The organism is Streptomyces sp. bgisy100, assembly GCF_057709105.1.
On record NZ_JBYITE010000042.1, the window covers coordinates 1 to 13566 of the forward strand.

A 13566-nucleotide genomic window follows, 5' to 3' on the forward strand; every position below is an offset into this window, starting at 1 on the left:
GACGCCGAGGAACTCTTCCGTGCTCGCGGCGACAGAGACTGCGGTGCGGACGGCGTAGCGCAACTGCTCACGGGCGGTCGCCCGATGCCCTTCGCGGAGGGCCTTCTCAGTCTCGGCGCGCGTGGGGCGTTGGGCGGCGGTACGGTCCCCTCGCAGGACTTGGTGGAGCCCGTACGCCTTCTCGATGGCCGCGAGTTCCTTGTCGGCCTTGAGGTAGTCGTTCCAGTGGCGGGCTGGACGGAGATCGCCCCGGACCTTGGTGGCGGCGATGTGGATGTGGTCGTCGGCGTGGCGAACGGCGACCCAGCGGCAACCGTCCGGATCGCCTTCGGCCGCGATGCCGGTCGCAGCCACAACGCGGCGTGCGATGTCCGCCCACTCGGCATCGGTGAGGAAACGATCCTCCGGCGCGGCGCGGATGGAACAGTGCCAAACGTGCTGCTTGGGAGCGTGGCCGAGGCGCCTTGCCTGCTTGACCCGAAGGTCGAGATCCGCCACGAGGAGCTTCCTGGTGGCGTCGAAGTCCTCGGTGCGACCGGGGTCGGGGGCGAATCCGTCCCAGGAGGCGACCAGGTGCGGATCGGTGTGGTCCTTGGCCTTCTTCGTGTCGAACAGGTACCTGATGAGGCCGGCGGTGCTCTTGCCACCACTGATCTTTGCGATCATGAAGTCGCCTTCGTGGAAACGGCGCTGTTCATGGCCCGCGCGATGTCACCGACGGTGGCGCGGACGGTTCCCAGCGTCTGTTCGGCCCGGGCCAGGAGAGTTGTATCCACAAGGTGTGGATCGCCTCCGGTGTTGAGGCGTCGAGCGATCTGGTTGACGTTGTTGCCGATGCGGGCGACATCGATACGCAAGGCGTTGAGCTCGTCGATGTAGTCGTCGAGCTGCGTCCGCTGTCCGGGCAGGGCGAGGTCGCCGTGCACGTGGGCCATGACGACGGCGCCGACATAGTGGGCACCCGCGATGTTCAACGACCGGGCCTCGCGGAGGATCGCGGTCTTCTCGTCAACGCTGTAGCGCACATCGACGCGTTCCTTGCGCTGGACGGCTTCACGCTGGCGGCGGTGGGCGACTCGGTGGAGCGCGGCGGCGTCGGCGGCACGCTGCAGCGGAACGGCGGCGTGGTCGGGCTGTTCCTGCTCGGGCACCCCCTGGTGCCCGAGCTCCTCCGCCACCCCCGGGGCGGAGGAGCTCCCGCGGGGCCGGCCTTTGGACGGTCCAGCGGCATACCTTGCTCCGCCCGATGCCGGCGTCGAGTCCGGGTGCCGGGCAGTGTGAGGGGACTCAGGGAGGGGCTGTTCGTGCATGTGCGGGCTCTCTGATCGTGCGGCTGCGATGGGGAGGAAGGGCTGCTCGCCCCAGGGCGGTCCTGGGGCGAGCGCCAGAGGTTGCGAGGGCCGAGTTACGCCGAAGTGGTGTCGCGGTCTTGGTCGAGTTCGGCCTGGAGGAAGTCCTTGACCTTCTCCAGGCGCTCGCGGCCGATGCCGAGGCCCTTGTCGCGGATGGCCTTTTCGATGCTCCGGCGGGATGCCTGGCCCTTACGTCCTGCGGGGGCAGTGCGTCCGATCTCGACCGCCTCCTCGAAGGTGGCGATCGGCTTCCGGCCGCACCCTGCGGCAGTCGGCTTCATGGGCCGAGCCACTTGCTCGACAGGGGCGTGCGCCACGTCCTTGGCGGGCGTCGGTTCGCTTGTGGCTACTGCGCCACCTCGCGCAGCGGTGTCCACCGTGATGTGGCGGAGGTTTTCTGGTAGGTCCGTGGGCGTGGGGCACCGCTGGACGAGGAGGTAGAGGTGAACGGCGCCGGCGAGGGCGAGCGGGGCGATGGCGGAGATGACGCCGACGGTGATGTCGTCGAGCGCGAGTCCGCCCGAGCCGGTCTGCTGGTTGAGGCGGATGGCGTGCAGGACGTTGGCCCAGATGCTCGTGGCGGTAGCGATCCCGACCAGCGCCGCCACGTAGAGGCGCGGCCTCACGGAGGCGGTGCGCAGGACGAGAAGTGCGCCGATGCCGATGGCGATGAAGCCGTCGATCACGAGGGGGAAGGCGTAGGTGAGCAGCCAGTAGATGTGGCTGGCGGCGGCCATCTGGCGCAGGGCGTCATAGGAGAGCGCGAAGGCAGCCACAGCCAGCGAGGCAACGCCCGTCCGGATCAATGCGGGAAGAGCTGCCGGTGTGGTGAAGGGCGAGACGGTGGTGCTGGGGGAAAGCAATGGGAGGGCGCTCCATGAGATTGAGGGTTCGGCCGTGGAGGGTGGGGACCCGTCGCGACCCGTCGCGTGCCTGGTCAGGGCAGGTACAGGTCGAGGTAGTGACATCGGGTCGACCCGTCACGGGCAGGTGACCCGTCTCGTCCCTGACCTGCGAGGGGACGGGTGGGGACGGGTCGTAGCGGGTCAGGCGCCGGTCGTGGGACCCGGCAGGAGTGGCGGCTCGGCGGCCGGTGCGGGCTCGGGGCAGTAGCGGGCCCAGGCGTCGGCGAACTGCTCGCGGGCGAATCCCCTGGCCTGGAAGCCGTCGGGGAAGCGGTGGCTGGACGGGCTGATGCCGTAGCCCTTCAGCAGAAGCTGCACGCCCCGTGCGGACAGGCCCTTGTCCTTGTACTCGGGCCAGGGCGACTCGGTGTCCTCGTTGAGGATGCCGAGCAGGCGGCCGGTACGGAGCAGGGCCGGGTTTCCTTCGGCGGCGAAGGCGCGGCGGATGTCGGCGAGGAGCCGGAGATTCAGGGCGCTGTTGTCCTGGTCCTGCTCGACCTCATGCCTGGTCATGGCCAGGCAGGCGGCGCGGGCAGCGGCAGGCCAGGTGCCGCCGGCGAGGTCGGCGATGGCGATCAGCGGCTCCCAGGTGTCGGCGGCACGGTCCTCGACCGGCATGGGCGGGGTCAGGTCCATGGCGGTGGCGTGGAGCGGAGTGAGCCAGGCGGCGAGCCGGTCACGCAGGGCATGCAGCGCGGGGGTGTCGCGGACGGTGCGGAACTCCGCGACCTTCTCGCCCGGCCCGCGGCGGCGCATCCGGATCACGACTGACCGGTCCATGATCGTGTCGGGCAGGTCGCCGATGCCGGCGAGGGCGGCCATGGCGAACGTCGGGAACTTCGCCACCTCGTGGTTCGGGCCGGAGACTCGCAGGGTTGGCCGGTTGCGCTGGTGACCGGCATTGAGCAGGCCGCGCATCTCCTCGTTCTTCTCCGCCACCTTCGCCGACCCGAAGAGAGTGTCGGCCTCGTCGACCAGCAGGGTCGGAGGGACGTCGGTGATCGACCGGAACACCGCGGCTGCTGACGCGTTGACCGTGATCAGTGGGTCGTGCACGGTTTCGGTCAACACGTCCAGCAGCCGTGACTTGCCGCAACGCTTGGCCGGTCCGACGACCGCGAGACGAGGCGCATGCTGCCACGCCGTCTGCAGGTGCGTAGCCGCCACCCACAGCGTGACGGCGTCCAGAGCCTCAGGCGAAGGCAGGATCACGAACTTCGCCAGCTGGCCACGCAGTTCGTCCAGTACCTCCGCTCCAACGGTCGGCTCGGGATCCGGCGCCGCCTCCACTGCGGGCTCGTCCGTCAAGGCACCCTGGACGCCATCAGCGGCACAGTCCTCGCCTGTATGCCGACCAGGCTTGCCGGGGACAGCGACCGGCGGCCACACCAGCTCGTCGAGGTCGGAATGGGTCTGGGGTTCGGGGTGTTGCACAGGGCAGCTCCTCGTCTCGCGGCGGGCTCGCACGCCCTTGCCGCCGAGTTGGTTCTTCCAGGGCCGTTCGGGGTTGCTCGGGGCCTCCGGCGTCGCACCGCCGGGGGCCCGTCCCCTTCTCGCGGGCATCAGGCCACCGCGAGGGACCACGAACCGTACGTCCACCCCCGGCAACAGTCCAACGCTTCTGTGTCAGCTCAGCGCAGAACGGATTGCTACGCTCCCGCCCTTTCACGCCGCCAGCCCGAGCAGCTCCAGCAGGTCGGAGGTCACGACGCGGTAGGCGTTGCCGAGTCGCAGCACCTTGCACGGGTAGGCCCCCCGCTTCGCCAGCTCGTACCCCTTGCTCCGCCCCAAACCAAGGGCACGGTTACCTGTGTCCAGGTCAACCGATACGGGAAGGGCGAGCAGCTCCTCCCTGCTCATCCCCTTCGAGCGCCCGGGCTTCGCTTCTTCTCGCATGCAGAGGACCCCTCTCGGCACAGCCTTCGACGAACGCGTCCATCGCGTCCGGCTCCAGGCGTCTACCAACCAGGATCCTCAAGCTAAAGTGTCTACATGACACAACGCGATGTGGATGCTGATGAGGACGACTTCCCCGAGTGGGTGGACCGGGTCAAGGCCAACGTGGCCGGCGAAGTCCGGAGGAGAAGGAAGGAGATGGGGTGGAGCGCGCAGGACCTGGCGGACCAGTGCGAGCAGCTGGGGCACTCCATCCCGCGCAACGTGATCGCCAACATGGAGTCCGGCCGCCGCGCCGTCCTACCCCTGGCGGATGTCATCGTCCTGGCCGCCGCCTTGGAGACCTACCCAGCCCACCTGATCTTCCCTGTCGGCTACGTGGAGCGAACCCAGGAACTGCCCTTCCAGCATCTCGTCCCCACCTGGGACGCCCTGCGGCGCTTCACCGGCGAAGAAGAGGTACCTGGACACGACGCCGGCCTCGTCCCCGACTTCGAACACCACGCCAGCCTCGTCCGTACCGCGCTCGCTGCCCTCGAAGAGGAGGAACGGGCCGGGTTCACAGCCAAGACGGCCGCCAGCCGCGCTCAGCGGGAAGAGGCGGAGCGCAAGCGGACCCAGTATGCCGACCAGGCCATCTCCGCCAAGTACACCCTCCGCCAGCTCCGCCGCGAACTCCGCGAAGAAGGCGCCACCCCACCCGACCTGCCCCCCGCACTGGGCGACGTCGACCCGTCCGAACTCGAAACCAACCCCGCCCCGGAGGAACGCCTTTGAAAGGCTCCACACACCGCCGCTGCTACTGCCGTGACCCTCACACGGGCAAACCGCTCGGCAAGAAGTGCCCCAAGCTCACCGGCCGCAAGCACGGGTCGTACTCCATCCGCCAGGAACTCCCGCCCCGCGAGGACGGCACTCGCCGATCCTTCAGCCGCGCTGGCTACGAATCCCTCAAGGCCGCCCAGGCCGACCTCGACCACGTCCGTGCGCTCCTCGCTCTGGCCGACGCAGACGATGCCGACAGCCTCCAGCGCCTCGTCACGCTCTTGGAGGAAGTCGGGGACGAGAAGGCGCCGCTGCCCGAGGTGGAGGAGACACGGCGGCGTCTGAGGGCCGGGCTCGGGCTACGGGGCAGCCTCACGGTCGCCGAGTGGCTGGACGCCTGGTTCGCGTCGAAGAAGCGCCGCAGGACCACCCTCAACGGCTACGCTTCGCACCTCCGCATCCACCTGAAGCCTCGGATCGGGCACATACGGCTGGACCGGCTCAACGTCGGACACCTCGTAGAGATGTTCGACGGAATCGCCGACGACAACGAGGTGATCGCCGCCGAGAACCAGGACCGCCGCGAGCAGGTCGCCCGCTGCAAGCCGAGCAAGCCCGGACGCCCGGTCACCGCCGAACGGATCCGGCTCGCCACCGAGCAGGCGAAGCTCGCAGAGATGAAGCCGTTCCGGAAGATCACCGGCCCGGCGACCCGGCAGGCCGTACGCCGTACCCTCCGCGCAGCCTTGAACTCCGCCATCGCCCAACAGCTCATCACCTTCAACCCGGCCGCCCACGTCGAGCTGGAGTCCGGCAAGCGCCCCAAGCCACTCCTCTGGACCGACGAACGCGTCCGCCGCTGGCGAGAGACCGGCGAGGCCCCTGGTCCAGTCATGGTGTGGACCCCACAGCAGTTCGGCGTCTTTCTCGACGCCGCCGAGGAGGACCGGCTCTACGCCCTCTTCCACCTCATGGGCACCCGCGGCCTCCGGCGCGGTGAGGCGGTCGGCCAGGACTGGCACGAGACCGATCTCGACGTCGGCCTCATCACCCCAGCACGGGAGATCGTCGTGGACGGCTGGGACCCGTACGAGTCCGAGCCGAAGACCGACGGCAGCGCCGGCACGATCGCCCTCGACAGCGTGAACGTGGCCGTCCTGCGAGCCCACAGGAAGCGCCAGAAGCAGGAGCGGAAGACAGCAGGTGCCGCCTGGCAGGAAACCGGGAAGATCTTCACCAAGGAGGACGGCTCCTGGCTCCACCCGGAAACGGTCTCGGAGACCTTCCGCCGCCTCCTCGCCACCACCGACCTCCCGCCCATCACCCTGCGGGACCTCCGCCACGTGGCGGCGACGCTCACCCACGGAGCGGGCGGCGACATCCACACGATCAAGGAGACGCTCCGCCACTCCACGATCACCCTGACCTCGGACACGTATACGAGCCTGCTGCCTGAGGTCGACCGAGCAGTGGCCGAGGCGGCCACCGCGCTCATTCCTCGCCGAGGGGGACACCGACGCACTGCAGGTTGAGACCGGCAGCCCGAACGGCGATACGCCCTCACGCCAATGGATCGGGCACTTTTGGCTGTTCTCCCTCCCCGAAGCGGACCCGAGCGCCATGCTCGGGTCCATGGGACGAAACAGCCAGCGCCGTCGGGCACGCGCCACGCGGACAGCACATGACGTCAGGCCCGATCTCTCCGAGATGTCTCGTGTCCGGGCCCAGAAGCGCCTGCGCGCGGACATCGCCACGTGGATGAAGGACCCTTCCAAGGGGCCAGGAGGCTCCTTCATCGAAGGGGAGCACCCTTCAGACCCCACCATGGTCTGGGCAATCCTGATGGCCTGGCTCGTAGGAGCGAGGGAGCAGATCACCGAGGCCCAGGCCCGGCACGCCGTGCAGTGGGTTTCCGACAGCCTGGGGATCCAGCACGACGACGTTCTCCAAGCGGCGGGCTTCATCGGCCATCCGGATGCGCCCAGCTTGACCCTCAACGAAGCGGTGGAGCACTACGGAGACCCGATCGCCTTCACTCTGTACATGGTGTTGCTCTGCGGCGGCCTGGTTGCCACGGTCGGCGATGCCGATCCGGACTGGCTCAAGCAGTTCGACTTGGCGTCCTGAACAAGTTGCTCCCCTTACCGGGAACCATCCGGCCCACCTGCTCACCCAACACAGCCCTAAACGACTCCGCTTGTCCGCGTGAGAGGCGACGATAGGAGAGTCAGGTGCGATACGGAGTGGGGATGGTCGTGCATCTCACCCGGGTGGAGTGCCCCGGCGCATGTGCCAGATGGACATCTGCGCAACGTGCAGCACACACAGCCCTGCCGTGCTGCCGGGATTTGCGGCTACACCATCACCGCAGTCCTGCCGAGGCGCGTGACGTTCTCTAGCATGGCGTGGAGAAGGAACGGCGGGTCCGTCGCCACTGTGCGCGTCGTCTCCAGATAGGTCGCCGCGTTCTTCCCATCAGAGCCCTCACCCGAGCGCACCAGCTCTCTCCTGCGCAAGTCCCAAGCCGGCCAGTGCTGCCCAAGGTAGCCTTCCAGGTTCTCCTCAAAAACCGTGTACCTGGCGGTGGTCTCGTCCACCGGTTGCGAGGCGGGCGTGGTCCCGAGGTATCGCAGAAGATCAGCATTCTTCTTTCGAGTCCGCCGCGCCTCCCGCTCGCACTCCAAGTCTCTGTCCCGCCGCTCCTGCTCCGGGATCAGGTGACTCGTCGACTGCCGCTTGCCTTCCGATTTACCTGCATCCCCGTCAAAAACCACATGACAGGGCACTCCCAGCGTCCCGAAGAGCACGTCGGAAATCATGAGGTTGTCCTTGCCGGTCACCTCGACGATGCTGATTCCCTCCGCTCCGAGATTGATCCCGGCCCGCTCCGCGCACCCCAGGATCACCCCCTCATCTCCCTTGCCCTCAACCAGCACCACCGCGTGGGCGAAGAAGCCCTCCGCGAATACCCCAGCGAGCCTGCCGACCGTCCGGCGCTTAACGGTGCTTGCGTCAACCAGGCCCTCGAGAGCCCGGCACAGGTCCTCCTGAGATGCCTGACGCACCTCGGTGACGGGATGCGCCTCGCCAACGGCACGGCACAAACGGCGGATCTGGTGATACCCAGCCGGATCGAGGAAGACGGGACTGTGAGTGGCATACATCACTTGAGTGCGCTCAGCAGGGGAAGTGGATACCAACTCGCGAAGCACCTTCGCGAAGGTGCGTGCCTGCGGCGGATGCTGGAAGAGCTCAGGTTCCTCGATTGCCAAGCACAACGTCCGGGTATCGCCCTCAGGTCGTCGACGATCAGCCAGGTACTTCAGTGCGGCGATGATCAAAGCCCGCTGAAAGCCGTGCCCCTGCCGATGGACTGAGGTCTCCGCTGCGCCGTCTCTGACGCTCACCTGGAAAGTGGTCCGGGCTGGCTTCGGTGCATGGACGGTGGGAGTCACCATCACCTGACGTCCCGTGGTGAACTTCGCAACCTCCGAGGACAGCGCGGCCGAGATGTCATCCAGCACTGGGCCGTACACCTTCGTGTGTACCTTCTGCCGGGCTAGATGGGCACTCTCCTCAATCTCGCCAAGCCGCTCGTTTGCCTCTGTCCGATCCACTGCGTGGTCCAGAATTCGGCCGAGCGCTGTGGTCTTCTGATCGTCCGTCTCCTCGTAGGCCCGAAGGTCCGCGGAGACGAAAACGAAGTCGATCAGCTGACCCAGCTTGCTTTGCCCTGCGAAGCCGAAGAAGTGGGTGTCCTCCACCTCCGACTCAGTGAGCTGCTCACGGTGGGCCAGCTCCCAAGTCCGCATGGCCTCGATCGCTTTGTCTTTGCTCCCGACCTTCGGTAGATCCAGGCTGCTATCTCCCTCACGCAGCTCGTCATACGCCCTGCGCAGGTCGGTCGCCTTCTCGAACTTCCGCACCTCCTCGAACGGGCGGTACGCGAGCGCCTTGCCCGTGATTTTGTCCTCGCCGTTCTGCCAGGTCCGCCAAACGCTCACGCTCTCGGCCCCGTCGGGTGCGTATCGCCCGAGGACCTCCCGGTCGTGGGCAGTTAGCCCATCGAACTCCACCTCGACGACGATGCGGCCACCCTTCGCCGCCGAGTGGACATCGTCGTCACTCAGCGCGAGCGACTTTTCGCCGTTGAAGAACCAATCGAGTGCGCGTAGCACGGTGGACTTACCGACGCCGGTCGGCCCGATGAAGGAGGTGATCTCTTCGAAGGAGACATCCACGCTGTGCAGACAGCAGAAGTTCTCGATGTGCGCGCGCTTGATCTTCACGATCGTCCTGAGCATGAGGTTCCGGATGGGGCCGGTGATCCCCTAGGTGATGATCATCACGTTAGCAGCCAACTCGATGAGAGAGGAGAGGCTTTCCGGAATCCAGCCTGCCGCCCGAGATCAGCAGCACAACCGCCGCTGCTCTGGTACCGAGAGCTCTCGAAGCCGCATCCGTCGCGCCTTCTGCCAGGCCATCCGCTCACGCATCGCTCACGCACGCGTCCAGGTACGACGAAGCGCCTCGACCGGCCGAAGCCGGTCGAGGCGCTCAGTAGCAGGTCAGAGGAGGTTTCCTCGCCCCGCGGTCGGTAGGCCGTGTGGGACTCGAACCCACAACCAATGGATTAAAAGTCCACTGCTCTGCCAATTGAGCTAACGGCCCGCGATCGTGCTCCCCCGAGCATAGCTGCACCGAACGGCGCAGCCGATCGGGTATCCGCTCCGCTCCTCCGTCCGGCGGCCCGGTGCCCGTCGCGGGCGGCGGAACGGGCGCCGGAGCGGCATCGGAACGGCATCAGTACGGGCGGCTGTCGCGGCTCACCCGCGCGCACCCGACTCGCCGGGGAGCTCCTGAGTACCGGTTCGCGAGGGCGGCCGGCGCGGCCCCCTTCCAGCCGGCCCGGGTGTGGCCGAGCGAGGCGTTCACGAGGCCAGGCGTTCGCGGGCGAGCCGTTCACGATGCGGCGGGCATGCGCCGAGCCGCACACGAAGCGGGACGGGGCGGGCACGTGCCGAGCCGCACCCCATACGAGGCAGGGCGGGCGCGCGGACGAGAAAGGCCGTCCCGGACGCCTGGCGGAGCATCCGGAACGGCCTCGATCAGGGCCCTGTGTCAGCCGTTGCGCTTCCAGCGGGGCTTGTCGTCGCGGCGCCCGAAGGAACCGGTCCCCGTGCCGGTGCCGGTGCTGCGACGGCCGTGCGGGCGGTCACCGGAGCGGTGGCCGCCGGCGGACGGGCGGTCGTCGCGGCGGTCACGGTTGAACGGACGGTCGCCACCACCGGAACGGTAGCCGCCGGACGGCCGGTCGTCACGGCGGAAGCCACCCGAGGGGCGGTCGTCGCGACGGTCGCGGTTGAACGGACGGTCACCACCGGAACGGTAGCCGCCGGACCGGTCGTCACGGCGCTCGAAGGAACGGCCACCCGACCGGTCGTCACGACGGTCGTCGCGGCGGAAGCCGCCGGAGGAACGGTCGTCACGACGGTCGCGGTTGAACGGACGGTCACCACCCGAACGGTAGCCACCCGACCGGTCGTCACGACGCTCGTCACGGCGGAAACCACCGGACGGACGGTCGTCACGGCGGAAGCCGCCCGAGGAACGGTCGTCACGACGGTCGCGGTTGAACGGACGGTCACCACCCGAACGGTAGCCACCCGACCGGTCGTCACGACGCTCGTCACGGCGGTCGTCGCGGCGGAAGCCGCCGGAGGGACGCTCGTCACGGCGGTCACGGCGGTCGAAGTTGCCCCGCTCGTCCCGTCGGTCGTCACGGCGGTCGTCACGGCGCTCCGCGGAGCGGGCCGGCTCGGCCGGGCGCTCGGCCTGGGCCGGCACGAACGCGGTCTCCATGGCCTCCTGCGCCTGCTCCTCCGCGGCGGCCTCGGCCGCCGCGGCAACCGCGGCCTGCGGGTCCTCGCCGCGCTCCCGAGCCGCCCGCGCCAGCAGCCGGTCGGCCTCCTCGCGCAGCTCCGCGGCGCGCCGCTGGACCTTCTCCAGCTCGCGGGTCAGCTCCTGCACGTCGCGCTCGGCCTGCTTGGCGGAGTTCGAGGCCGACTCGGCCTGCACCTCGGTGAGCGAGCGCGCCCCGGTGATCGCGGCCACGTCCTCGTCGAAGGCGCCCGAACCGCCGACGATGTGGCGCGAGGCGTCGACGCCCGCGTCCTCCATCAGCCGGAAGATCTGCTTGCGCTGGTGCGGCAGGGCCAGGGAGACCACGGTGCCGGACTGGCCGGCACGGGCCGTACGGCCGGAGCGGTGCAGGTAGTCCTTGTGGTCGCCGGCCGGGTCGACGTTCAGCACCAGGTCGATGCCGTCGACGTGAATACCGCGCGCGGCGACGTCGGTGGCGACGAGGACGTTGACATACCCGTCCTTGAAGTCGGCCAGCGTCCGGGTCCGCGCGCCCTGGGTCATGCCGCCGTGCAGGGCGTCGGCCCGCACACCGGAGTCGATGAGCTGCTCCGCGACGCGGTCGGCGCCCATCTGGGTGCGGACGAAGATGATGGTCCGGCCCTTGCGGGCGGCGATGGCGGCGGTGACCGGGGCCTTGTCCTTGGGCTTCACGACCAGGACGTGGTGGGTCATCGTCGACACGGCGCCGGCCGACGGGTCGACCTCGTGGGTGACCGGGTCGGACAGGTAGCGCTTGACCAGGGTGTCGATCTCGTTCTCCAGCGTCGCGGAGAACAGCATCCGCTGGCCACCGGTCGGCACCAGGTCGAGCAGCTCGGTGACCTCGGGCAGGAAGCCCAGGTCGGCCATCTGGTCGGCCTCGTCGAGGACGGCGATCTGGACCTTGTCGAGCGAGGCGGCGCCCCGGTTGATCAGGTCGCGCAGCCGGCCCGGGGTGGCGACGAGGATGTCGACCCCTCGCTCCAGGGCGTAGATCTGATTGCCCATCGAGGTGCCGCCGCAGACGACCTTGATCTTGAGCCCGAGCACATCGCCGTACGGCTGGAGCGCGTCGGCGACCTGCATCGCGAGCTCACGGGTCGGGGTGAGGATGACGCCGCGGGGGCGCTTCTTCTCGGTGGTGCCGCCGGCGAGCTGCGTCAGCAGCGGGAGGCCGAAGGAGAGGGTCTTGCCGGAGCCGGTGCGGCCGCGGCCGAGGATGTCCTCACCGGCCAGGGCGTCCGGGATGGTCGCCGCCTGGATCGGGAACGGCGTGGTGACGCCGTTCTGGGCCAGCTTGCGGACGACCTGCTCGGGCAGACCGAGGTCCCCGAAGGTGACCGTGGGAGCCTCGGCGGCCTGCTCGGCCGCTTCCTGCTCCGGCGCCTCGACGATCTCGTCGTCTGCGATCTCGCCGTTTGCGGGCATGACGGCCTGGTCAGTAGCAGAAATGGACATGCGAAATGCAAAACCTTCCGAAGTCTCGGCACGTGCCCAGACTCCGTGAATCGCATACGACCGCCTCGATGCGGTCAGCCACGGCCAGGAACAGGAACGCGCCACGGGGCGCTCTTGGGCCTCTCGGCGAGAGGTCATCGTGGCGCCAGGCAAATGGGATCAAACGATCTGCCACCATACGCACCGGGTGACCCCCAAAGCAAATCGCCTGCCAGCGGGCGGGAATCGCGCTCGTTCCGGCGCCCTTTGGGGCTGCCGACGGTCCCGGACACGACCCGTCGGAGGACCGGACGGAGTGGTCGGAGGCACGGTATCCGGAATGCGGCACCGGGCGGAGTCGTCTCAGGCACCGGGCTCCCGAATGCGGCACCGGGCGGACTCGTCTCAGGCACCGGGATCCGGAAGGCGGCACCGGACGGAGTCGTCTCAGGCACCGGGATCCGGAAGGCGGCACCGGACAGCCGGCAAGGTGCACGGGAAGGCTCACGGGAGGGCCTGCGGCGGGCTGGAGATCGGCGACGGGTGAGCACCGGGACGGGGATCACCCGTCGGCACCCGCAACCGCGGGCCGACCGCGAAGCACGCCGCAGGTCAGGACCTCGACGCCACGGATCAGTACCGCTGGGCGAACGGCCCGGTCTGTGGTGCCGAACCCGTCGGTGCCCACTGGGCCGTCGTGTCCGGGGCGCCCGGCGGGAGCGGGGTGCCGGAGCCGCTGGGCTGCGCGGTCGTCGGCTCGGGGGCCGGGGTGGAGGGCTGGGGCTCCGGCGTGGGGGAGCCCTGCGACGGCGTCGGCGTGGGGGACGCCGGTGCCGTGGAGCCGGTCGGCGGCCGGGACGGCTTCGGCGGCCGGGTGACCGGGCCCGGCCGCTCCGTCCGCTCCGTCCGCCCCGGCCGGTCGGACCGGCCGGGGCGCACCGGTTCGCGCTGCGCCCCCGCGTCCCGCCGGGCCCCCGGCCCTGTGCGGTGTTCGCCGCCCGGTGCCCGGCGCTTTCCGTCCGCCGCACCGTGCTCCGCGTGCCCGGCCACCCGGCCGCCGCCGAAGCTGCCGGTCGTCGCGGCCACTCCGCCGTCGGGCCTGTTCGCCCTGCCCCGCTCGGCCGCCTTCCGGGTCGGCTCCGGCTCCTCCGGGTCGCTCACGTTCATGCAGCCGGTGGCCCCGCCGGCGGCCGCCGCGACGGTCAGCACGGCGGCTGCCGCCCGCCTGAGGGGTGGCGGGACGGCGGGCAGCGGGCGGTCCGGGAGACGGGCGGTGAACAGGCGCATGCGCGGGCACCTCCGGGGTG

11 protein-coding genes and 1 tRNA gene are annotated in these 13566 nt (G+C 69.3%); 3 read left to right on the plus strand and 9 right to left on the minus strand.

Annotated elements, in window-relative coordinates; genetic code table 11:
* From AC3EQ1_RS24000 to AC3EQ1_RS24020, 5 genes are all read right to left on the minus strand, one after another.
* A partial coding sequence (locus tag AC3EQ1_RS24000; protein ID WP_432096407.1) for a relaxase/mobilization nuclease domain-containing protein occupies positions 1-666 on the minus strand: 666 nt, incomplete at its 3' end.
* Positions 663-1178, minus strand: coding sequence for a plasmid mobilization relaxosome protein MobC (gene mobC / locus AC3EQ1_RS24005; RefSeq protein WP_432096408.1), 516 nt, complete (start codon positions 1176-1178; stop codon positions 663-665). The genes AC3EQ1_RS24000 and mobC, both read right to left, overlap by 4 nt.
* A gap of 227 nt (positions 1179-1405) precedes the next feature.
* Complete coding sequence (locus AC3EQ1_RS24010; RefSeq protein WP_432096450.1) at positions 1406-2134, minus strand: DUF2637 domain-containing protein; 729 nt, start codon at positions 2132-2134, stop codon at positions 1406-1408.
* A 264-nt stretch (positions 2135-2398) separates the two neighbouring features.
* Positions 2399-3565, minus strand: a complete 1167-nt coding sequence (locus tag AC3EQ1_RS24015) for a DUF3631 domain-containing protein (RefSeq protein WP_432096409.1) — start codon at positions 3563-3565, stop codon at positions 2399-2401.
* 357 nt (positions 3566-3922) lie between these two features.
* Positions 3923-4153, minus strand: coding sequence for a hypothetical protein (locus AC3EQ1_RS24020; RefSeq protein ID WP_432096410.1), 231 nt, complete (start codon positions 4151-4153; stop codon positions 3923-3925).
* 96 nt (positions 4154-4249) lie between these two features.
* On the opposite strand from AC3EQ1_RS24020, the gene AC3EQ1_RS24025 reads away from it, so the two are divergent.
* The 3 genes from AC3EQ1_RS24025 to AC3EQ1_RS24035 all read left to right on the plus strand — a co-directional run bounded on the left by AC3EQ1_RS24025 (position 4250) and on the right by AC3EQ1_RS24035 (position 7045).
* Positions 4250-4930 (plus strand): helix-turn-helix domain-containing protein, encoded by a 681-nt coding sequence (locus AC3EQ1_RS24025; protein WP_432096411.1) that lies wholly within the window; start codon positions 4250-4252, stop codon positions 4928-4930.
* Complete coding sequence (locus AC3EQ1_RS24030; protein ID WP_432096412.1) at positions 4927-6450, plus strand: site-specific integrase; 1524 nt, start codon at positions 4927-4929, stop codon at positions 6448-6450. Before AC3EQ1_RS24025 ends, AC3EQ1_RS24030 begins: the two co-directional genes overlap by 4 nt.
* A 100-nt stretch (positions 6451-6550) precedes the next feature.
* The gene (locus AC3EQ1_RS24035) at positions 6551-7045 is read left to right on the plus strand and encodes a hypothetical protein (protein ID WP_432096413.1); all 495 of its coding nucleotides are present in this window, start codon (positions 6551-6553) and stop codon (positions 7043-7045) included.
* Between the two features lie 227 nt (positions 7046-7272).
* Here the strand turns inward: AC3EQ1_RS24035 and AC3EQ1_RS24040 are convergent, their stop codons facing one another.
* The 4 genes from AC3EQ1_RS24040 to AC3EQ1_RS24055 all read right to left on the minus strand — a co-directional run bounded on the left by AC3EQ1_RS24040 (position 7273) and on the right by AC3EQ1_RS24055 (position 13546).
* Positions 7273-9207, minus strand: coding sequence for an ATP-dependent nuclease (locus AC3EQ1_RS24040; RefSeq protein WP_488187172.1), 1935 nt, complete (start codon positions 9205-9207; stop codon positions 7273-7275).
* Between the two features lie 309 nt (positions 9208-9516).
* A tRNA-Lys gene (locus tag AC3EQ1_RS24045) sits at positions 9517-9589 on the minus strand.
* A 450-nt stretch (positions 9590-10039) separates the two neighbouring features.
* Complete coding sequence (locus AC3EQ1_RS24050) at positions 10040-12280, minus strand: DEAD/DEAH box helicase (protein ID WP_432096415.1); 2241 nt, start codon at positions 12278-12280, stop codon at positions 10040-10042.
* Positions 12281-12892: 612 nt separating this feature from the next.
* Entirely contained in the window at positions 12893-13546 is a 654-nt protein-coding gene (locus AC3EQ1_RS24055; RefSeq protein ID WP_432096416.1) for a hypothetical protein, read from the minus strand.
* Positions 13547-13566: the final 20 nt, after the last annotated feature.